This window comes from Streptosporangiales bacterium (assembly GCA_009379825.1).
GTDB lineage: Bacteria > Actinomycetota > Actinomycetes > Streptosporangiales > WHST01 > WHST01.
The window spans coordinates 18,057-37,933 of sequence record WHTA01000045.1 but is presented as its reverse complement, the minus strand read 5'-3'; the positions used below and the strand labels follow the sequence as shown (position 1 = coordinate 37,933).

Here is a 19,877-nt window from a genome sequence, read left to right as displayed (position 1 = left end):
GGCATGCGTATCGCCGCGATCGAGTCGTTCCGGGTGCCGCCGCGCTGGATCCTCGTACGGGTCGCCACCGACGACGGCGTCGACGGCTGGGGTGAGGCGATCGTGCCGAAACGCGCGAACGCCGTCGTCGGAGCCGTCGCGGACCTCGCCGCCAACCTGGTCGGCGAGCCCGCCGCCAGGGTCGAGGACCTGTGGCAGCGGATGCGGCGCGACGGCTTCTTCCGCGACGGCCCGGTGCTCGCAACCGCGAGCGCGGCGATCGAGCAGGCGCTGTGGGACGTCAAGGGCCGCGCCTGCGGGCTGCCCGTACACGAGTTCCTCGGCGGCCTGGTACGCGACACGGTGCCGCTGTACGCGTGGATCGGCGGCGACCGGCCGGACGACGTCGTCGACCAGGCGAAGGCGCGTGTCGAGCAGGGGTTCGGCGCGGTGAAGATGAACGCCACCGCCGAGCTCGACTACCTCGACGACCACGCCAAGGTCGACGCGGTGGTGGCACGGGTCGCCGCGCTGCGCGATGCGTTCGGCTCGACGCTGCGGGTGGCGGTGGACTTCCACGGCCGCGCCCACCGCGCGATGGCCAGGGCGTTGCTGGCCGAGCTCGACCAGTTCGACCTGATGTGGGTGGAGGAGCCGCTCGCGCCCGGGCACGAGGACACGCTCGCCGAGGTCGCGCGGGTGGCGCGTCGCACGCCGATCGCCACCGGCGAGCGGCTCACGTCGCGCGCCGAGTTCGCCCGCCTGCTCGAGCACCGGGTGGTCGACGTGGTGCAGCCGGACGTCTCGTTCACCGGGCTGTTCGAGCTGGAGAAGATCTGCCGGCTCGCGGAGGCGTACGACGTGGCCGTCGCGCCGCACTGCCCGAACGGGCCGGTGTCGCTCGCCGCGTCGCTGCAGGTGGACCTCTGCGCCGGCAACGTGGTCATCCAGGAGCAGAGCCTCGGCCTGCACTACAACCGCGGTTATGCCGGCCTGCCGCCGGCGGAGATGCACGACTACCTCGTCGACCCGGCGCCGCTCACCCCGCAGGGCGGGCAGCTGCGCCCGCCGAGCGGGCCTGGGCTCGGCATCGACGTCGACGAGCAGGTCGTGCGGGACCGCGGCGGGGCGTGGCAGCTGCCGGACCCGAACTGGCGCACCGCGGACGGCCGCTACGCCGAGTGGTGAGACGCTGAGGTCGGACGCCGTCCGGGAGACCTGCCCGGGCAGGCACCCTGGCACGCGTCACGACGGGAGACACAGGTTGTCCAGCGGGTTCCCACCCCAGCACAGCGGCCCCGGCTATCCGCAGGGGCAGTACACTCCGCCGCCACCACCGCAGCAACAGCCGCCGGCGGCGTACGGGCCACCGCCGATGCCGCCGGGCCCGGGTGCCGTCGACTCCGGCAGGGTCTCGCGTTGACCGGGCTGCTGCTCGGCATCGGCGGTGTGCTGGCCGCCCTGGTCGGTCTCGTGCTGCGCGGCGGGATGATCACCTCGGCAGGCGCGTTCCTCAGCTTCGCCATCGGCGCGACGGCCGCCGGCCTCGGCATCAGCGCGCGGAAGCGGGCGAGAGCCGCCATCGCCACCGGCTTCGTCAGCGTCGGCCTCGCCATCCTGCTGGCGATCCTCATGGTCGTCGCGCTGCTGATCGTAACGCTGGACTGACCACCCACCTCGGGAGTCGTGCGCATCGCCCGACATCGCCGACGACGACTTCCCGAAGATCGACAACGAGACGTCAGCCCTCCTGATGGTGCGGGCTTGGTCACGGTCGCTTCAGTGTCGCCGCCGTGATCGAGCCCGGCCGCGGCCCGGCTACCGGCTGCGCTTGCGCCGGACGAGGAACCACACCAGCGCCGCGCCGACGGCGGCACCGCCGGCGAGCAGCGGCACCCGGTACCGCGACATGGCGCCGGACAGGCCGGTCACCTCGAGCAGGTCGAGCGCCTCGGCGGACGGCCGCTGGCCGGCCTCGTCGTACATCGCCTGCGGGGTGCTCGCCGGCGAGGGCTCGGACTCCCCGGAGGTGGCCGCCGGCGCAGCGGCGCCGGCCTTGTCGTCCTCCTGCAGCTCCGCCGCGAGGTTGTCGGCGAACTGGCCGATCAGCTTGCCGCCGACGTCCTGCAGCATGCCGCGGCCGAACTGCGCCGGCCGCCCGGTGACGGTGAGGTCGGTGAGCACCTTCACCGCGGTGCTCGAGCCGCCGTCGGCCGGTTCGAGCGTCGCCGTGACGGACGCCTTCGCCGTGCCGGAACCGCGGTTCTCCTTGCCCGCCGCCTCGATCACGACCCGGCGCGCGGCCTCGTCCTTCTCCGCGAAGCGCGCCTCGCCCGCGTACGTCATGGAGATCGGGCCGACCTTGACCTTCACGGTGCCGGTGAACTCGTCACCGCGGACGTCGAGCACGGTGGCACCCGGCATGCACGGTCCGATCCGCTCGACATCGAGCAGGACCTGCCACGCCTCGGCCACGGAAACGGGCACCGCGAACTCGTGTTCGAGCTCCATCGACTTCCACCCTCCAGAAGATCTGGTGCCCGACGGTAGGCGTCGGGCACCGATCCCGATGTCTAGCGCCACGGATACCCCGCGAACCTACCAGGTCAAACCGTGGCGGCAGGTGAAGGCCATCACATCCCTGCCGCGGCCTGCACCGCCCTCCTCGTGAGCACCCGAGCCAGGTGCTGTCGGTACTCCACCGACGCGTTCAGGTCGGCACTCGGGCTGGTCCCCTCGCTGGCCAGGTCGGCGGCGTCGCCGAGACCGACGGCCGATGAACCTGCGAGTGCCTCCTCGACGGCCGTGCACCGCACCGGCACCGAGCCCATGTTCGTCAGCGCCACCTTGGCCTCGGCGACCGACCCGTTGCTGCGCCGCACCGCGGCCGCGACCCCCACGATGGCCCATGCCTGCGCCGTGCGGTGGAACTTCTCGTACCGCACGCCCCAGCCGGGCAGCTTCGGTACCCGCACGGCCGTGAGCACTTCGTCCGGCTCGAGCACCGTGGTGAGGTAGTCGACGAAGAACTCGCTCGCCGGCACCGTACGCCGGCCGCTGGGGCCGGCGACGGTCATCTCGGCGTCCAGCGCGAGGGCGACCGCCGGCAGGTCACCGGCAGGGTCCGCGTGCGCCAGCGAGCCGCCGAGGGTGCCGAGGTTGCGCACCTGCCGGTCCCCCACGGTCTCCGCCGCGGCCGCAAGCAGCGGCGCGTGCTCCTGGACGAGCCCGTCGGCGACCATGTCGTGGTGCGTGGTCATCGCGCCGATGACGAGAGCGTCGCCGTCGTCGCGCACGCCGCGCAGCTCCTCGACCCCGTTGAGGTCGATCAACGCGGTGGGCGCCGCCAGCCGGAACCGCAGCACCGGCACCAGGCTCTGCCCGCCGCCGAGGACCTTCGCGTCCTCCCCGGCGTCGCGCAGAGCCGACACGGCCTCGTCCACCGAGGACGGGCGCACGTAGTCGAACGTCGCGGGAATCATGCCGCACCACCCTTCGCGTCCTGGATCGCGCGCCACACCCGTTCCGGCGAGCACGGCATCCGCACGTCGTTGATGCCCATCGGCCGCAGCGCGTCGACGACCGCGTTCACCACCGCGGGCGTGGACGCGATGGTGCCGGCCTCGCCGACCCCCTTCACGCCCAGCGGGTTCGTGGTCGCCGGCGTCTCCGTCCGCTCGGTCACGAACGACGGCAGGTCGGCCGCGCTCGGCGGCGTGTAGTCGACGAACGTGCCGGTCTGCAGGTTGCCGTCCGCGTCGTAGATGGCCTCCTCGAACAGGGCCTGCGCGATGCCCTGGGCGAGCCCGCCGTGCACCTGGCCGTCCACGATCAACGGGTTCACGACCTTGCCCACGTCGTCCACGCAGACGTACGACCTGATCTTCACCTCACCGGTCTCGGTGTCCACCTCGGTCGCGCACAGGTGCGTGCCGTGCGGGTAGGAGAAGTTCTCCGGGTCGTACGTGGCGTCGGAGTCCAGGCTCGCCTCCATGCCGTCCGGCAGGTCGTGCGCGGCGAACGTCGCGAGCGCGATCTCCTGGATGGTCTTCTCGGTGCCTGGGCTCCCCTTCACCCGGAACGAGCCCTCGCCGAACTCGACGTCGTCCACGCTGCACTCGAGCATGTGTGCGGCGACCTTCTTGGCCTTCTCGACGACCTTCCCGCAGGCATTGACCACCGCGACCCCGCCGACGGTCAGCGACCTGGAGCCGTAGGTGTCCATGCCCTTGACCGCGGTACGGGTGTCGCCGTGCAGCACCTCGACGTCGTCGAACGGCACCCCGAGCTGGTCGGAGACGATCTGGCTCCACGCGGTGTCGTGGCCCTGCCCGTGCGGCGACGAGCCGGTGACCACTTCCACCTTGCCGGACGGCAGCATCCGGATGCTCGCGTGCTCCCAGCCGCCGGCGCCGTACGACAGGCTGCCGAGTACCCGCGACGGCGCGAGGCCGCACATCTCCGTGTACGTGGAGATGCCGATGCCGAGCTGCACCGGGTCGTTGTTCTCCCTGCGCTGGTCCTGCTCCCTGCGCAGGTCGTCGTAGCCGAACAGCTGCATGGCCTTGTCGGTGGCCGCCTCGTAGTTGCCTGAGTCGTAGGTGAGACCGGCAACCGTGGTGAACGGGAACTCCTCGTGCGAGATCCAGTTCTTCCTGCGTACCTCCATCGGGTCCATGCCGAGCTCGGCGGCGAGCTCGTCCATCATCCGCTCGACGGCGAACGTCGCCTCCGGCCGGCCGGCGCCGCGGTACGCGTCCGTCCACGCGGTGTTCGTGAACACGCCGGTGCACTCGAACCGGTACGCGGGGATCTTGTAGATCGCGTTGAACATGAACGCGCCGAGGATCGGTACGCCGGGCGTCACCAGGCCGAGGTACGCACCCATGTTCGCGATCAGGTTCACCTTGAAGCCGGTGATCGTGCCGTCGCGGCGGGCGGAGAGGTCGAGCTGCTGGATCTGGTCCCTGCCGTGGTGTGCGGCGGACAGGCTCTCGCTCCTGGTCTCCGTGTACTTCAGCGGCTTGCCTACCCGGCGCGCGGCGAGCAGGGCGATGACCTCCTCTGGCGTCACCTGGAGCTTGCCGCCGAACCCACCGCCGACGTCCGGGGCGACGACCCGCAGCTTGTGTTCCGGCGTGCCGGTGACCAGCGAGAGCATCAACCGCAGGATGTGCGGGATCTGGGTCGCCGACCACATGGTGAACTGCCCGCCCGTCGGGTCCACCACGACGCTGCGGGGCTCCATGAACGCGGGGATCAGCCGCTGCTGGATGTAGCGCCTGCTGACGGTGACCTCGGCGTCTGCGAGCGCCTTGTCCACCGCGCCGCCGGTGCCCGCCTCACCGGAGTCGAGCACCCAGGTGAACGACTTGTTCGTCCCCGCGCTCCCGTGCACGAGGTCGCTGCCGTCGGCCAGTGCGGCGTCCATGTCCATCACGGCCGGCAGCGGGTCGTAGTCGATCTCGATCGCTTCGAGCGCGTCCACGGCGCTCGCCCGGTCGCGTGCGACGACGACGGCGACCGCCTCGCCGGCGAACCGCACCTCGTCGACCGCGAGTGCCGGGTGGTCCGGGTGCACCATGTCCGGGGTGACCGGCCACGCGCACGGCAGGCTGCCCTGCTCGCCGGCGAGGTCCTGGCCGGAGAGCGCGGCCACCACACCGGGCTGCTGGCTGGCCGCGGTCGTGTCGACGCGGGTGATGCGCGCACGTGCCATCGGGCTGCGCAGGATCGCCATGTGCAGCATGCCCGGCAGCGCGATGTTGTCCGTCCACTGGGTCTGGCCGGTGACCAGCCGCGCGTCTTCCTTACGTAGCCTCGCGGCACCGACCTCACCGGACGGACGCTCTGACACCGCTGTCATGACGGCACCTCCTCCGTCGAGCCGGCACGCTGGCCGCGCAGCTCGGCGGCCGCCGACTCCACCGCTTTGACGATGTTCTGGTATCCGGTGCACCGGCAGAGGTTGCCTTCCAGACCCTCCCTGATCTCCGTCTCGCTGGGATCCGGGTTCTCGGCGAGCAGGTCGCACGCGGCCATCATCATCCCTGGCGTACAGAACCCGCACTGGAGCGCGTGCTTCTCGTGGAACGCCCGCTGCATCGGGTGCAGCTCGCCGTCGGTGCCGGTCGGCGCCAGGCCCTCGACGGTTGTGACCACACGGCCGTCTGCTTGGACGGCCAGCACGGAACAGCTCTTCACACCCTTGCCGTCGAGCAGCACGGTACAGGCGCCGCAGTTGCTGGTGTCGCAGCCGACCACGGTGCCGACCTTGCCCAGCTGCTCGCGTAGGTGATGGACCAAGAGCGTTCGAGGTTCGACGTCGTCGTCGTACCGAACCCCGTCGACAGTGACGCTGATGCGGGTCATAACCCCTCCTGTGCGGTGGGTCACATTGATCACCACCGAGTCAAGACCCGTACGGCCGCAAATGCAAGGGTGGAGATTTCAGATGGTCATCGAAATTCGGCGACCGCGTCAGCGCTGCCGGATCGCCTCGACCAGCTCCTCGAGCGCAGCGAGGCTGTGCCCTGCGACGAACTCGTCCACGTGCGGCAGCGCCGCCACCATGCCCGCCGTCAACGGTGCGAACCCGACGCGGCCCTTGTGCGGGTTCACCCAGATCACCCGACGCGCGAGCCTGGACAGCCGGCCCATCTGCTCGCCGAGCAACGTGGCGTCGCCGCGCTCCCAGCCGTCGCTGAACACTACGACGATGGCCTGCCGCGCGGTGCCGCGCTGCCCCCACCGGTCGAGGAACGCCTTCAGCGCCTCGCCGAGCCTGGTGCCGCCACTCCAGTCGGGGATCGCCTCGGCGCTGGCGGCGAGCGCCTGGTCCGGGTCGCGCAGCTGCAGCTCGTGGCTCACCCTGGTCAGCCTGGTGCCGACGGTGAACACCTCGGTGCTCGCCGGCCGCCGCCGCACCGCAGCGTGCGCGAACCGCAGCAGCGCATCCGCGTACGGCCGCATCGAACCGGACACGTCGACGAGCAGCACCAGCCGCCGCGGCTTGCGCCCCTGCGTGCGGTGCGCGAGCACGGCCACCTCGCCGCCGGTGCGCAGCATCCGGCGCACCGTCCGCGCCACGTCCACCTGCCCGCGGTGCGCGCGCCGCAGCCGCCGCGAGACGCGGGTGGGCGCGATCGGCCAGACCAGTGTGAGCAGCCGGCGCAGCTCGGCCCGCTCCGCGGCGGACAGCTGGGTCACGTCGCGGTGCCTGAGCACCTCGGTGCTGCTCGCCGTGGTGACCTGCTCGCTGCCGGTCTCCTCACCCTCGGCCTGCTCGCCGTCGGCCTGCAGCAGGTACGTGGTGCGCGGGGTACTCGGCCGGGTGCGGCCGGCGTGCTCAGGCGGGTCCTCACCGAAGTACGCGGCGAACGCCCGGTCGTACGTGGGCAGGTCGTCCGGCTCACCGCAGAGCGTCAACCGGCCGGCCCAGTAGACCTCCTGCGGCACCGTGACGTCGACCTCGTCGGTGGCCTCGAGGAACGTCTGCACGCGTTCCGGCGACGCGTCCACACCCGCGTGGCGCAGCAGCCGGGCGAAGCCGAGGAGCACCTCGGTGGCGTCGCGCAGGCCGCTCTCGGTCACGAGGAGACCTCCCGCGTTCGCATGGCAGCGAGAACGAAGCGCGGGAAGTCGACGGGGTGCACGGTCATTCCGGCACGCCGATGAGGGCGCCGAGCGAGTACTCCTTCACCCGGTCGCCGTCCTCGCGGTACTTCAACACCGCGCCGAGCGTCACGGCCGCGAGGTCGGGGTGCAGCTCCCTGGCGCCGAGCGCGTGCAGTGCACCGGCCCAGTCGATCGCCTCCGCGACACCGGGCGGCTTGACCAGCTCGAGCTCCCGCAGCCGCCTGGTGGCCTGCGCGACCTGCTCCGCGAGCCGCTCGGTGACGTCCGGCAGCCGGGCGCGGAGGATGGCGACCTCGCGCTCGTAGCTCGGGTGTTCCACCCAGTGGTACAGGCACCTGCGCTTCAGCGCGTCGTGCACCTCCCGGGTGCGGTTCGAGGTCAGCACCACCACCGGCGGGTGCGCAGCCTCGATCCGGCCGAGCTCCGGCACCGAGATGGCCGACTCGGAAAGCACCTCGAGCAGGAACGCCTCGAACTCGTCGTCCGCACGGTCCACCTCGTCGACCAGCAGCACGCTCGGGGCACGTTCGATGGCCTGCAGCAACGGGCGCGCGATGAGGAACTTCCGGTCGTACAGGCTCGCCTCGAGTTCGTCAGCGTCGACCTGCTCGCCGCTGACGCTGGCCGCGGCCTCGATCGCCCTGACGTGCAGCAGCTGGCGCGGGAAGTCCCAGTCGTACAGCGCCTGGCTGGCGTCGAGTCCCTCGTAGCACTGCAGCCTGGTGAGGTGCGCACCGAGCACGGTGGCGACCGCCTCCGCAAGCGAGGTCTTGCCCACGCCCGCGTCGCCTTCGAGGAACAACGGCCGCCGCAACCGGTACGCCAGCCACGCCGCCGTCGCCAGCCCCTCGTCGGCCAGGTAGCCGGTGTCGGCCAGCGCGGCCGTCAGTTCTTTTGGCGACTCCGCCTTCGGTGACTCCGTCACGGTCCCACCGTCCCGCTAGATTCGCATCTGCTCTCCCGTGACCCTATCGCTGGTCGGCGGTAATCGAACTCAGACCGTTGACATCGACAGGCAGTTTCGTGCATTGTGCCTTGACAACAGAGGTCTGACCATACTCGTGAGCACGGGGTTGAGGGGCTCGCCCAGATGGCCGCAGCAACGACGCGCGGACCGGCCGCGAACACGCCAGAACGGCGCCGGCTGCGCGAGTCCTGGGCCTTGCTCCTGCCCGCGGTCATCATCTCGCTGGCGCTCGTGGTCTTCCCGATCCTCTACGCCACCGGCCTCGCGCTGTCTCCCCCGGACGCCACCGACATCGCGTTCGACCAGCTCACCGTGGAAACCTTCCGCACGGTCTTCACCGACCCCGTCTTCTGGTCGTCGGTGTGGGTGACGATGCTCATCTACGTCGGCTCGCTCATCCCTCAGCTCATCCTCGGCACCCTCATCGGCTACGTGCTCAGCCGGCACGTCCCTGGTGGCCGAATCCTGCAGACGCTCACCCTGGTGCCGTCGCTGACGGCGTCGGTCGTCGTCGGACTGGTCTGGCTGCTGCTCTACGACCCGTCGCTCGGCATCCTGAACTACCTGCTCGAGGTAGTCGGCATCCCGCGGCAGGACTGGCTCGGCGATCCGGACAAGGTGGTCTGGTCGCTGATCCTCATCGAGATCTGGCAGTGGACGCCACTGGTCGCCCTGATCGTCAACGCGGGCATCAGGAACCTGCCGAGCGAGCCGTTCGAGGCCGCCAGGGTCGACGGCGCGCGCTGGTGGCAGACCGGCTGGCACATCGGCCTGCCGCTGCTGCGCCCGGTGCTGACGGTCGTCGCGCTGCTGCGCACGGTCGACCTGGTGCGGTACTTCGACACCGGCTACATCATGACCCAGGGCGGCCCGCTCAATGCCTCGACGACGATGAACATCTACGCGTACCGCAATGCGTTCGCGGAGCTCCGCCTCGCGCCGGGCAGCGCGGCGCAGCTGGCCCTGTTCGCTCTCGTGCTGCTGCTCGCCGGACTCTTCACCTGGCTGAGGAGGCGCAGTGAACTCGAGTCGTAGCCGCACCCTCGGCATGCTCGGCACGTACGTCGCGTACGTGGTGATCCTGGTGGTCTTTCTCGGGCCGGTCGCGTTCATGTTCTGGGGCAGCCTGCACCGCTCCGGGCAGATCGCCAGCTCGCCGCCGGACTTCACGGCCGCTGCCACGTTCGACAACTACGTCAAGCTGTTCCAGAACATGGACTTCGGTCGCTACCTGGTGAACAGCATCGTGATCTCCGGCGGTGCCACACTGATCGGCCTCGCCGCCGGCGCGTGCGCCGCGTACTGCATCGCACGTCTCGGCCTGCGCCTGCTCTCGCTCGTGACCCTGGTCGCCCGGATGGCGCCCGGGGTGCTGTTCCTCATCCCGCTGCGGGTGGTGGCGATCAAGTTCGGCGCGCTCGAGTCGGTGCCGCTGAACTACATCCTGCTCATCCTCGTGCACCTCATCATCACCCTGCCGCTGTGCGTCTGGCTGCTGCTGCCGTTCTTCGAAGGCATCCCGACCTCCATCCAGGAGGCCGCCGAGATCGACGGCTGTAACCTGCGCAGGACCTTCTGGGTCATCGCGCTGCCGATGGTGAAGCCCGGCCTCGCCGTGGCGGGCGTGATCTCGTTCATCTTCTCCTGGAACTACTTCCTCTTCGCGCTCGCGCTGGCGAACGTGAACACGTTGCCGATGACGGTCATCGCCTTCAACTTCATCGGCATCGGCCAGTACGACTGGGGCGGACTGATGGCCGCCGCCGTCATCATCGCGGCGCCGACGACGCTCTTGACCCTGTTCGCGCAGCGGTTCCTCGTACGAGGGCTCGCCGGTGGGGCGGTGAAGTGACCGATGGCAACCACGTTCCTTGACGACGACGGCAGCCGGATGCTCGCCGCCACGTTCCCCGGTGACTCCACGGTCGCGCTTCGGTGGCACGACGTGCCGACACCAGACGCCGGCCAGGTGCTGCTGCGAACGGCGGCGTCCGCCATCTGCGGCAGCGACCTGCGCACCGCGTACCGGTACCACCTCGACCGCGGCGACCGCACGTACACCGGCTGCATCGGCGGGCACGAGTTCGCAGGCATCGTCGAAGCCGTCGGGTCCGGTGTGCGCGCGCTCGACGAGGGCCAGCTGGTCATCGTCTACCACGTCGCCGGCTGTGGCCAGTGCACCGTCTGCCGCAGCGGGTACATGATCCACTGCGAGTCGCCGTACCGCCGGGCGTACGGGAACCAGCGCGACGGCGGCCATGCGCCGTTCGTCCTCGCGGATGCCGTGACCTGTATCCCGGCGCCGCCGGAGTTCACCGGCGTCGACGCCAGCCTGATCGGGTGCGGGTTCGGCACGGCGTTCGAGGGCCTGCACCGGGTACGGGTGGACGGCCGCGACGAGGTGCTCGTCGTCGGCCTCGGGCCGGTCGGCCTCGCCGCGGCCATGGTCGCCCGCGCCATGGGCGCCCGCCGGGTGCTCGGCGCCGAGCTGCACGAGTCGCGACGGGCCTGGGCGGAGCAGGTCGGTCTCTTCGACGAGGTCGTCGAGCCGGCGCAGACACCGCAGGAGTGCTGCGACGTCGCCGTGGACGCCTCCGGGTCGCCGGCCGGCCGCCGGCTCGCGCTGCGCTCGCTGCGAACCTGGGGACGCTGCGCGTTCATCGGGGAAGGCGGCGACGTCACCTTCGACGTCTCCGCGGAGCTGCTGCACAAGGAGGTCACGCTCGCCGGCTCCTGGGTCACCTCGGTACCCAACATGGCGCGCTGCGCGGACGTCCTCGCGAGGCACGGCCTGCATCCCGAGATCGTCGTGGAGCACCGGCTCCCGCTCGACGCCGCCGACCACGCGTACCGCCTCGCGGCGGACCAGACCACGGGGAAGGTGTGCCTCGTCTTCGACGACGCACACGCCACATCGACGCATCAACCACTGACCGAAGACAGAGGGTGAGTCCCATGTCCCACCGTGTACGCGCGCTGCGTACGGTCGGCGCAGCCGTCGCTACCTGCGCACTCCTGGCGACGGCCTGCGGTTCCGGCGGTTCCGCGGAGGACGCCAAGGAGCTCAACGTCGTGCTCGTCAACACACCCTGGGCGAGAGCGCTCAGCGAGCACGTCCCCGAGTTCGAGAAGGAGACCGGTCTCAAGGTCAACCTGCAGCAGTACGCGCAGGAGCAGGCCAGGGACAAGACCTTCGTCAGCCTGTCCTCGCAGAGCTCAGACCTCGACGTGTTCAACGTGCTGCCGTCCAACGAGGGGTTCAAGTGGCGTGCCGCCAACCTGTTCGAGGACCTCGACGACGACCTCAAGAAGTCCTCCGACGACTACGAAGCCGACGGCTTCACGAAGAGCATGCTCGACGCCTCCCGGCTGGACGGGCAGCTCGTCGGCATCCCCGTCAACGTGGAGGGCCCGGTGGTCTTCTACCGCAAGGACCTGTTGAAGAAGTACGACGTCGAGGTGCCGACGTCGATCGACGAGCTCATCGCGGCCGGCAAGACGGTCCACGACAAGTCCGGCGGGAAGTACGTGACCGCGACCCGTGGGCTCTCCCCCACCGTCGCGTACACGTTCGGCAACGTCCTGCACAACCTGGGACTGGAGTGGACCGAAGGCGGCAAGCCGTCGTTCGACGACCCTAAGGCGGTCGAAGCGGTCGAGAAGTACGTCGCGCTCGCCTCAGACGCCGGCCCCAAGGGTGTGGTCAACAACGGCCCCGTGCAGAACGCCGGCCTGATGGCGTCCGGCAAGGCCGCGTTCATGATCGACTCGAGCAACGAGCTCGACAGCGTCGTCGGGTCGGAGTCGAAGGTCGGTGACAAGCTCGGCGTGATGCCGATCCCCGCCGGCCCCGGTGGCAGCCACCCGACCCTGCTCTCCTGGAACCTCGGCATGTCGAAGTTCTCACAGAAGAAGGGCAACGCGTGGAAGTTCATCGAGTGGGCGACGTCCCCTGAGATGATGCTGACCCTGGCCAAGGACGGCGTCGCGCCGCCGCGTACCGACCTCTGGGAGGACAAGAGCTTCCTCGACCTCCACCAGAAGCCGGCCGAGAAGGAGTGGGTCGAGTCGGTCAAGGAGATCGTCGAGACCGGTACCGGCGAGGTCGGCCCGCCCGCTCGCGACCAGGACAAGGCCAGGCGGCTGATCGGTGACCAGATCGACAGTGTCATCCTCGGCAAGTCGACGCCGGAGCAGGCCGCCACGGAGATCCAGGAGGGGCTCACGCCACTCGTCGCCGAGGGAGAGTGACCGAAGGGCCGTCCCGACGCTGCTTCGGCTGGACAACTCACCAGGGGTCGGACCAGTGCTAGGCTGACCAGCACGTTCTACTCGTAGTCGCCGCACCGGTAGCCCGGACTCCATCTGCCTGCGGGCAACGGGAAACCGGGAGAGGAGTAGCGCCACATGTGGCAACCGGTGAACCAGTCGGGGAACATCTCGCAGCGCATCGTGTCCCAGGTCGAGGAGCTTCTCTCCAACGAGCAGCTGCGACCGGGCGACCGGCTGCCGTCCGAGCGCGAGATGGCGCAGCTGCTCGGCGCCAGCCGGCCGTCGCTGCGGGAGGCGGTGCGCGTACTGCAGGCCCAGGGCAGGCTCGTGGTCAAGCACGGCCAGGGCGTCTTCGTCGCCGAGCCGAAGTCTGCCCAGGCCCTGCGGTCCGCCCTCGGCAGCGCGGAGATCAGCATCAACGAGCTGTTCGCCATGCGGGAGGTGCTCGAGGTCCCCGCGGCCGGCTGGGCGGCCGAGCACATCGCCCCCGAGCACATCGGCCAGCTCACCGAGGTGCTCGACGAGCTCGACGCAGCCTTCGACGACGACCCGGAGGACTTCGAACGACTCGCCCGCCTGGACGCCGGCTTCCACCTGCTCATCGCGGACATCGCGGAGAACCGGTTCCTGCACCAGACCAGCCACGTCCTGCACGAGATGCTCATGTCCGGCATGCAGACGACACTCCTCATCCCGGGCCGCCGGGAGAAGTCGAAGGTCCAGCACCTCCGCATCATCGACGCCCTCCGCGACCGCGACGCCGCCGGCGCCCGCCGGGCGGCCCGCGTACACATCCGCAGCGCCCACCGCGCCGCCCTGGACCGAATAGCCGCGGAACGCACCAACCCCGACGGCCCGAGCGCGGTGGCCTAGCAGCCCTCGCACGGCTGGCCCGACGGCCCTGCGCACGAACGTAGCCCCGGCGCAGGTGGTTCGCTGCGCAGCGCCGTAGCCTGGCGGGACGGCCTCGGGGCCGGTGTGACGCACTTCCCGTTGACGGACCCGGGGGTGACGTCTAGTGTCAGAGCTTGGCAAGAGGTCAGACCTCGGAGGTGCAGATGCCCGATACAGCGCCAGACTTTCTCATCCACCGCGAGGGCGACAGTGTCGGCGTCGCCGTTCGCAATCTCACGCCCGGCCTCGTCCGGGGCGGCTACCTGGCCGGCGGCGGACAGGTCGACGTCGAGTTGCTCGAACCCGTTTCGCTGGGCCACAAGCTCGCTCTCGTCGACATCGCCGACGGTGCCGACGTCATCGAATACGGCGTGCGCGTAGCCCTCGCCACCAAGGCGGTCGGCGTCGGCCAGCACGTACACGTCCACAACGTGAGGAGCGCCAGATGGCAGACCAGCGTGGCCTGACCGGCTACCGCCGACCCGACGGCTCCGTCGGCATCCGTAACCACGTCGTCGTCCTCCCGGTCGACGACCTGTCGAACGCGGCCGCCGAGCACATCGCGAACAACGTACCGGGTGCCCTCGCACTCCCCCACGCGTACGGGCGGCTGCAGTTCGGCGAGGACCTCGAGCTCACCTTCCGCACGCTCATCGGCACCGGGTGCAACCCGAACGTGGCCGCCGCCGTGGTCATCGGCATCGAGCCCAACTGGACCAACAAGGTCGCCGAGGGCATCGCGAAGACCGGCAAGCCGGTGTTCGCGATCTCCATCGAGGGCCGCGGCGACCTGGAAGTGATCAAGCAAGGGTCGCGCGCGGCACAGCAGTTCATGCAGGACGCCGCCGAGCTGCACAGGGAGCCGGTCGAGCGGCACGAGCTGATGCTCTCCATCAAGTGCGGCGAGTCTGACCCGACGACCGGCCTGGGGTCCTGCCCCACGACGTCGGAGGCTGTTAACCGCTGGGTGGACGCCGGCGGCACCGTCCTGTTCGGCGAGACCACGGAGCTCACCGGCGGCGAGCACTTCATCGCCGAGCGCTGTGTCGACGACGAGGTGCGCGGCAAGTTCCAGCACATCTACGACCGGTACATCGAAATGGTCGAGCGTGCTGGCGCGAACCTGCTCGGCTCACAGCCCACCCAGGGCAACATCACCGGTGGCCTGTCGACCATCGAGGAGAAGGCGATGGGCAACATCGCCAAGACGGGCACGAAGCCGGTCGTCGACGCCCTCGAACCAGCGGTGGCACCGACGCGTAAGGGTCTCAACTTCATGGACACTTCGTCGGCCGCGGCGGAGTGCGTGACGCTGATGGCCGCTGCGGGCGCCGTACTGCACCTCTTCCCCACCGGCCAGGGCAACGTCATCGGTAACCCGATCGAGCCGGTCGTCAAGATCACCGCCAACCCGAACACGGCGGAGACGATGACCGAGCACATCGACGTCGACTGCTCCGGCCTGCTGCGCAGGGAGTGCGACCTCACCGAGGCGGGCGACCAGCTGATGGAGATCTGCGACCGGGTGATCAACGGTCGGCTCACGTCCGCCGAGTCGCTCGGGCACCGCGAGTACGTCTTCACGAAGCTCTACCCGAGTGCTTGAACCGGCCACTGTCAGCATCGTCGAGAAGGTCTGGGGGGCAGCTTTCGAAGAGCTGGCCCACGACCTCTCGTTGCACGTCATCGAGGACGGGTGGCTGGACCCGCAGCGGCTGACCGAGTCGCTCGACGGTTCCAGCGCGCTCGTCGTACGCAACCGCACGACGGTCGACCGGGCACTGCTCACCGCCTGCCCGTCGCTGCGGGTGATCGCGCGCGCCGGGGTCGGCCTGGACAACATCGACCTGACCGCCGCCGACGAGCTCGGCGTCGTCGTGGTGGCACCTGTCGGGGTCAACGCGATCAGCGTCGCGGAGCACACCCTGGGGCTCGCCCTCGCCGTGGCACGGCAGACGCTGCCGCTCGACCGCGGTGTACGCAGCGGCCAGTGGGACAGACGCGCCGGCCGGGAGTTCCACGGCCGGGTCTGGGGCCTGCTCGGCTTCGGCGCCACCGCACGTGCCGTGGTGCCGCTCGCCCGCGGGTTAGGCATGCAGGTCGTCGCGTACGACCCCTACGTCACCGCGACCGAGGTCGACGGTGTCCGGATGGCCCCGCTCGACGAGGTCGTGCAGGCGGCGGACGTGCTCAGCGTGCACGTGCCGGCCACCGAGCAGACCAAGAACCTCGTCGACGCAGTGCTGCTCGGCAGCATGAAGCCGGATGCGATCCTCGTCAACGTCGGACGCGGTGAGGTGGTCGACGAGGACGCGCTCGCCGACGCGCTCGCCGGGAACCGGCTGCTCGGCGCCGGTCTCGACGTACGGAGCACGGAACCACCCGGCGAGCAGCACCGCCTGCACCAGCTGGACAACGTGGTGCTGACACCGCACGTCGCGGGGATCACGGCGGAGAGCCAGGAGAAGATCGTGACCACGCTCGCCGACAACCTCCGCGCGCTGTTCGGCGACGGTGAGGCACCGAACCCGGTGGGCGAACACCGCAACCTGAGGGACAGGACCGCATGACAGTGCAACCCGTCGACCTTACGCGCTCCGCTCCTCGCTCACCTGCGCTGCGTTCAGGTGTCACGGCCACCGTCCTCGCTACGATGCTCACGCGAAAGGTCTCCTCGTGACGACCGTCGGCTCTGCGAAGGCCCTCACCACCGCGTTGCTCCGCGCCGCGAAGATGCCGGAGACCGAAGCCAACCGGTGCGCAGAGGCGATCGTGACCGCGGACGTCTGGGGCGTCGGCTCACACGGCCTGATGCGGCTGCCGTACTACCTCGCTCGGCTGCTCGAGGGCGGCTACGCCGCCGGCGCCGAGCTGCACGCCGTGCGCGACACCGGCCCGCTGCTCGCCCTCGACGGCGCCGGCGGGCTCGGGCACGCCCAGCTCTGGGAGGCGGCGGAGCTCGCCACCGAACGCGCCGGGCAGTACGGCATCGCGGCGGCCAGCGTCGGCAACTCGGGTCACTGCGGTGCGCTCGGCGTCTACACGCTGCCGATGATCCGCGCGGGACGCGTCGGCGTGGTCTTCTCCAACGGCCCTGCTGTGATGCCGCCGTGGCAGGGCAGCAGCCCGGTGCTCTCGACCAGCCCGCTCGCGTTCGGCTTCCCCGTCGACGGCACGCACGCCATCATCGACCTGGCCACGAGCGCGGTCGCGCGCGGCAAGATCGCCGCGCATGCCCGCGGCGGCGAGCAGCTGCCCGAGGGCTGGGCGGTCGACGCCGACGGCAACCCGACCACCGACGCCACCGCTGCACTGCACGGCATGCTCGCGCCGCTCGGCGGCGCCAAGGGGTTCGCGCTCGCCTTCGCCGTCGAGGCGCTCAGCGGCGGGCTGGTCGGCGGCCTCTCCGGCGACGTCGTAGACATGTTCGCCCCCAGCCGCGCGGCCGAACCGCAGGGGGTGGCGCACCTGGTGCTGGCCCTCGACCCGCAGCTGGTCTCCCCCACAGGCGACCCCGGCGAGCGGCTGCGTGCGCTCGCCGACTCGGTCACCGGCGCCGGCGGACGCGTTCCCGGTGCCGGCAAGGTCGACCCGGCAGGCGTGCCCGACGACCGGCCGCTGGAGATCGCCGCGGACGTACGCACGGAGCTGGCCAGCTGGGCGGAGCGTCTCGGCGTCACAGTCGACGACGCCTGGACGTAAGAAGGCCACCTCTTCTCGCCCCGAGAGAGAAGAGGTGGGCCTTGTCCCCAACTATACCGAATGTGACCGTCTGTGCCCAGTCCCCAGGGCGGCATCCGGTAGCTTCCAATACTAGTGCGGCTCGGCTCCCGTTGCCTGGCCCCTCGCGAACGGCCCCACGGCGTGGCGCGGACACCTAGGATGACGGGGCCGACCGGAGGTGACACTGTGACCGACCCACAGCGGGCACGCCGGAAGACCGGCTTGCCCAGGTCGAGGCGGACCTTGCGTTCGAGGGCGAAGAACTCACGCCCGAGGAGCGCGCGCTCATGCTCCGTTACCTACGCGGCGAGATCACCCGTGAGGAGCACAAGGCGCTTACAGATGAACTGGTCCGCGACACATCCTCGGACGACGACAGCCGGTGAGATTCCCGACCGGAGACCGGTCTGGTTCACCTACTTCGAGCCGCGTACGCCCGTACTGCGCAACAAGCTCGGCCTCCGCAACCCGGAGGCGCTCAACGCGTACGAACGAGGGGTCAGCGGTGTGGCGTTCGCCGACCTGGCCCAGCGAGAACCGCCCGAGCGCTTCGACCTGAGCTACCTGAAGCACTGCCACCGCGAGCGGTTCGGCGACGTGTACCCGTCGGCCGGGGACCTGCGCATCGTGGACATCGCCAAGCCAACCGACAGGGAACGGCCGTTCCTGCGCCACACCTGCATCGAGACCCACTTCCGCGTGCTGACCGAGCAGCTCGGCCGCGACGGCGAGCTGCGTGCGCTGACCGACCCGCGACAGTGGGCGGACCGGGCCGGCTACTACTGGGCGGAGATCAACAACTGCCACCCGCTCCGGGAGGAGAACGGCCGGGCGGCGCGGCTGTACGTCTCGCAGCTCGCGAAGGCGGGTGGCCACCACCTGGACTGGGCCAGGATCCGGCACGATCTCGGCCAAGAGGCCGTCGGCGTCGCGAGCTGGGCCGGTGCACGCGCCGACTACGAACCCATGCGCGCCCTGCTGCAGTACGCCGCGACCGGCGAGCACGACCGCGCCTCCGCTCCCCGCCGCCACCTCGACGCCCTCGACCGGGCGCTCGGCGACGAGCTCTACTCACGGATCGCTATCCATGCGGGCCTCGGACGGCCGGACGAGCAGGAGCACCTCGACCGCGCACGGACGGCGGGGAGCCGGCACTCCGCCGCGCTGCCCGGCCAGTATGCGCCCCAGCAACCTCCGGGCGCCAGGCGCTGGAACGTACCGGCCGGCATCGTGCCCGGTCGCGAGCGGACACGGACGCACGGGGACGCGAGCACGAGCGCTGACCGTCGGCCGGCTAGCGGTAGCCGTGAACCCGGATCTCGCTGACGGCGACCATGGCCCGTCGCTCGCCCTTGCGGATGGCGTCGATCACCAGGGTCACCGAGGTGGTACGTACGGTCTGGTCCAGCCGCAACGTCGCCCATCGCGGCTCCGGGGTGCCGATGCGCTGTCGCTGCGCGGACTCGTCGAACCGCCACGTGACGGCGGTCGGGGCGCCGTTCTCCTCGAACCTGTCGGCGTGACTGGTGGGGTCCTTGGTGGCCCACCCGGGCACGAGCGCCAGCTTGCTCACCCGCACCGGCTTGCCGAACGACAGCGTCACCCGCTGCTTGCCGCCGTCACCCGCGCACCGCCAGGCCGTCTTCGGGTTGCCGTCGACGAGGTGCTTCGCACCGAACGTCACCCGCTTGCCCGCGGCGGTCACGCTGGCCTTCGCCGCGCACGTCACCTCGTGCGACACCGGCGCCAGCAGCTGTGGCTTGCCGACCCGCTCGGGCTCGGCCGCGGACGGCCCCTCGAACGCCCCCACGGAGTAGAGCAACCCACCGGAGCCGAGCAGGGCGAATACCACCACCAGGACGGTGACAGGCAACGCGCCGAGCTTCACCGCCGCCGCCTGCACGGCGCCAGGCACGGCGACGACGAACGCCACCACGCGGGCCAACGCCGTGGTGCCCGCGCCGTCGTCCGACGCTGCCTGTTCGGTCCGGGGACGCGGCGACTGCCGGCGGGGCGAGGCACGCCGCGGCTGCTCGTCGGTGGGATAGGGGTCGACCGGATCGGTGGTGCCGGCGCGAGACTGCTGCCCGGCGGCCGGCTTCGGCGCCGCGATCGAGGCGCGCACCGCCTCTTCGACGACGTCCTTTGCCGCAGTGTCGGCGGCCTGCCCGGCCGGCACCAGCAGCTGTTCCTTGCTGCTGCCGCCACCGATCAGACTACGGCAACCTGGACAGAAGGCCGCCTCGCGAGGGACGGTCGCATGACAATGCGGACAGACGATCTCGGCCACTGCGCATCCTGAGTTCCGGTGAATCCCGGGTCAGAGCGTTGCACAATGGCACCCGATGCACAGGTAGGCGCACCGGTGCATGGCCGAATCCATGCACCGGCGCACCCCTGGTGC

The 19,877-nt window shown here is 70.5% G+C and carries 19 protein-coding genes; 12 read left to right on the top strand and 7 right to left on the bottom strand.

Annotated features, from left to right (window positions below):
* Positions 1 to 3: 3 nt before the first annotated feature.
* Positions 4 to 1,167 carry a galactonate dehydratase gene (dgoD, locus tag GEV07_19860; GenBank protein ID MQA04873.1) on the top strand — a complete coding sequence of 388 codons (1,164 nt, stop codon included), beginning with the start codon at positions 4 to 6 and terminating at the stop codon, positions 1,165 to 1,167.
* A gap of 231 nt (positions 1,168 to 1,398) precedes the next feature.
* The gene (locus tag GEV07_19855) at positions 1,399 to 1,647 is read left to right on the top strand and encodes a hypothetical protein (GenBank protein MQA04872.1); all 249 of its coding nucleotides are present in this window, start codon (positions 1,399 to 1,401) and stop codon (positions 1,645 to 1,647) included.
* 150 nt (positions 1,648 to 1,797) lie between these two features.
* Here GEV07_19855 and GEV07_19850 read toward each other — a convergent pair whose 3' ends face one another.
* The 6 genes from GEV07_19850 to GEV07_19825 form a co-directional block, all read right to left on the bottom strand.
* Entirely contained in the window at positions 1,798 to 2,490 is a 693-nt protein-coding gene (locus GEV07_19850) for a hypothetical protein (GenBank protein ID MQA04871.1), read from the bottom strand.
* A 122-nt stretch (positions 2,491 to 2,612) separates the two neighbouring features.
* The gene (locus GEV07_19845; protein MQA04870.1) at positions 2,613 to 3,461 is read right to left on the bottom strand and encodes a xanthine dehydrogenase family protein subunit M; all 849 of its coding nucleotides are present in this window, start codon (positions 3,459 to 3,461) and stop codon (positions 2,613 to 2,615) included.
* Complete coding sequence (locus GEV07_19840) at positions 3,458 to 5,845, bottom strand: molybdopterin-dependent oxidoreductase (GenBank protein MQA04869.1); 2,388 nt, start codon at positions 5,843 to 5,845, stop codon at positions 3,458 to 3,460. The genes GEV07_19845 and GEV07_19840 overlap by 4 nt, the downstream gene beginning before the upstream one ends.
* On the bottom strand, positions 5,842 to 6,351 hold the full coding sequence (locus GEV07_19835) for a 2Fe-2S iron-sulfur cluster binding domain-containing protein (protein MQA04868.1): 510 nt from the start codon (positions 6,349 to 6,351) through the stop codon (positions 5,842 to 5,844). The genes GEV07_19840 and GEV07_19835 overlap by 4 nt, the downstream gene beginning before the upstream one ends.
* 108 nt (positions 6,352 to 6,459) lie before the next feature.
* On the bottom strand, positions 6,460 to 7,557 hold the full coding sequence (locus tag GEV07_19830; protein ID MQA04867.1) for a VWA domain-containing protein: 1,098 nt from the start codon (positions 7,555 to 7,557) through the stop codon (positions 6,460 to 6,462).
* A gap of 79 nt (positions 7,558 to 7,636) precedes the next feature.
* Complete coding sequence (locus GEV07_19825) at positions 7,637 to 8,542, bottom strand: AAA domain-containing protein (GenBank protein MQA04866.1); 906 nt, start codon at positions 8,540 to 8,542, stop codon at positions 7,637 to 7,639.
* A 165-nt stretch (positions 8,543 to 8,707) separates the two neighbouring features.
* Here GEV07_19825 and GEV07_19820 point away from each other — a divergent pair, with 165 nt between their 5' ends.
* The 10 genes from GEV07_19820 to GEV07_19775 all read left to right on the top strand — a co-directional run bounded on the left by GEV07_19820 (position 8,708) and on the right by GEV07_19775 (position 18,799).
* On the top strand, positions 8,708 to 9,619 hold the full coding sequence (locus tag GEV07_19820; protein MQA04865.1) for an ABC transporter permease subunit: 912 nt from the start codon (positions 8,708 to 8,710) through the stop codon (positions 9,617 to 9,619).
* On the top strand, positions 9,603 to 10,436 hold the full coding sequence (locus tag GEV07_19815) for an ABC transporter permease subunit (protein ID MQA04864.1): 834 nt from the start codon (positions 9,603 to 9,605) through the stop codon (positions 10,434 to 10,436). Before GEV07_19820 ends, GEV07_19815 begins: the two co-directional genes overlap by 17 nt.
* Positions 10,437 to 10,439: 3 nt before the next feature.
* Positions 10,440 to 11,534, top strand: a complete 1,095-nt coding sequence (locus GEV07_19810; GenBank protein ID MQA04863.1) for an alcohol dehydrogenase catalytic domain-containing protein — start codon at positions 10,440 to 10,442, stop codon at positions 11,532 to 11,534.
* Positions 11,535 to 11,539: 5 nt separating this feature from the next.
* The gene (locus GEV07_19805; GenBank protein MQA04862.1) at positions 11,540 to 12,835 is read left to right on the top strand and encodes an extracellular solute-binding protein; all 1,296 of its coding nucleotides are present in this window, start codon (positions 11,540 to 11,542) and stop codon (positions 12,833 to 12,835) included.
* Between the two features lie 156 nt (positions 12,836 to 12,991).
* The gene (locus GEV07_19800; GenBank protein MQA04861.1) at positions 12,992 to 13,729 is read left to right on the top strand and encodes an FCD domain-containing protein; all 738 of its coding nucleotides are present in this window, start codon (positions 12,992 to 12,994) and stop codon (positions 13,727 to 13,729) included.
* Positions 13,730 to 13,914: 185 nt separating this feature from the next.
* Complete coding sequence (locus GEV07_19795; GenBank protein MQA04860.1) at positions 13,915 to 14,217, top strand: hypothetical protein; 303 nt, start codon at positions 13,915 to 13,917, stop codon at positions 14,215 to 14,217.
* Complete coding sequence (locus GEV07_19790; protein ID MQA04859.1) at positions 14,196 to 15,356, top strand: D-galactarate dehydratase; 1,161 nt, start codon at positions 14,196 to 14,198, stop codon at positions 15,354 to 15,356. The genes GEV07_19795 and GEV07_19790 overlap by 22 nt, the downstream gene beginning before the upstream one ends.
* Positions 15,349 to 16,320 (top strand): phosphoglycerate dehydrogenase, encoded by a 972-nt coding sequence (locus GEV07_19785; protein MQA04858.1) that lies wholly within the window; start codon positions 15,349 to 15,351, stop codon positions 16,318 to 16,320. The genes GEV07_19790 and GEV07_19785 overlap by 8 nt, the downstream gene beginning before the upstream one ends.
* Before the next feature lie 163 nt (positions 16,321 to 16,483).
* A complete protein-coding gene (locus tag GEV07_19780) occupies positions 16,484 to 17,452 on the top strand; it encodes an Ldh family oxidoreductase (GenBank protein ID MQA04857.1) in 969 nt (322 codons plus the stop codon).
* Between the two features lie 363 nt (positions 17,453 to 17,815).
* Positions 17,816 to 18,799, top strand: a complete 984-nt coding sequence (locus GEV07_19775) for a hypothetical protein (protein ID MQA04856.1) — start codon at positions 17,816 to 17,818, stop codon at positions 18,797 to 18,799.
* Here the strand turns inward: GEV07_19775 and GEV07_19770 are convergent.
* Entirely contained in the window at positions 18,768 to 19,652 is an 885-nt protein-coding gene (locus GEV07_19770; protein MQA04855.1) for a hypothetical protein, read from the bottom strand. The two genes, GEV07_19775 and GEV07_19770, sit on opposite strands and share 32 nt — an antisense overlap.
* Between the last annotated feature and the right edge of the window lie 225 nt (positions 19,653 to 19,877).

Bases quoted from the DNA above. Each gene is read 5' to 3' on its own strand.
- GEV07_19810 (MQA04863.1), top strand. From the start codon at position 10,440: ATGGCAACCACGTTCCTTGACGACGACGGCAGCCGGATGCTCGCCGCC.
- GEV07_19795 (MQA04860.1), top strand. From the start codon at position 13,915: ATGCCCGATACAGCGCCAGACTTTCTCATCCACCGCGAGGGCGACAGT.
- GEV07_19850 (MQA04871.1), bottom strand. From the start codon at position 2,490: ATGGAGCTCGAACACGAGTTCGCGGTGCCCGTTTCCGTGGCCGAGGCG.
- GEV07_19775 (MQA04856.1), top strand. From the start codon at position 17,816: ATGAACTGGTCCGCGACACATCCTCGGACGACGACAGCCGGTGAGATT.
- GEV07_19835 (MQA04868.1), bottom strand. From the start codon at position 6,351: ATGACCCGCATCAGCGTCACTGTCGACGGGGTTCGGTACGACGACGAC.
- GEV07_19845 (MQA04870.1), bottom strand. From the start codon at position 3,461: ATGATTCCCGCGACGTTCGACTACGTGCGCCCGTCCTCGGTGGACGAG.
- GEV07_19800 (MQA04861.1), top strand. From the start codon at position 12,992: ATGTGGCAACCGGTGAACCAGTCGGGGAACATCTCGCAGCGCATCGTG.
- GEV07_19820 (MQA04865.1), top strand. From the start codon at position 8,708: ATGGCCGCAGCAACGACGCGCGGACCGGCCGCGAACACGCCAGAACGG.
- GEV07_19805 (MQA04862.1), top strand. From the start codon at position 11,540: ATGTCCCACCGTGTACGCGCGCTGCGTACGGTCGGCGCAGCCGTCGCT.
- GEV07_19840 (MQA04869.1), bottom strand. From the start codon at position 5,845: ATGACAGCGGTGTCAGAGCGTCCGTCCGGTGAGGTCGGTGCCGCGAGG.
- GEV07_19790 (MQA04859.1), top strand. From the start codon at position 14,196: ATGGCAGACCAGCGTGGCCTGACCGGCTACCGCCGACCCGACGGCTCC.
- GEV07_19780 (MQA04857.1), top strand. From the start codon at position 16,484: ATGCCGGAGACCGAAGCCAACCGGTGCGCAGAGGCGATCGTGACCGCG.
- dgoD (MQA04873.1), top strand. From the start codon at position 4: ATGCGTATCGCCGCGATCGAGTCGTTCCGGGTGCCGCCGCGCTGGATC.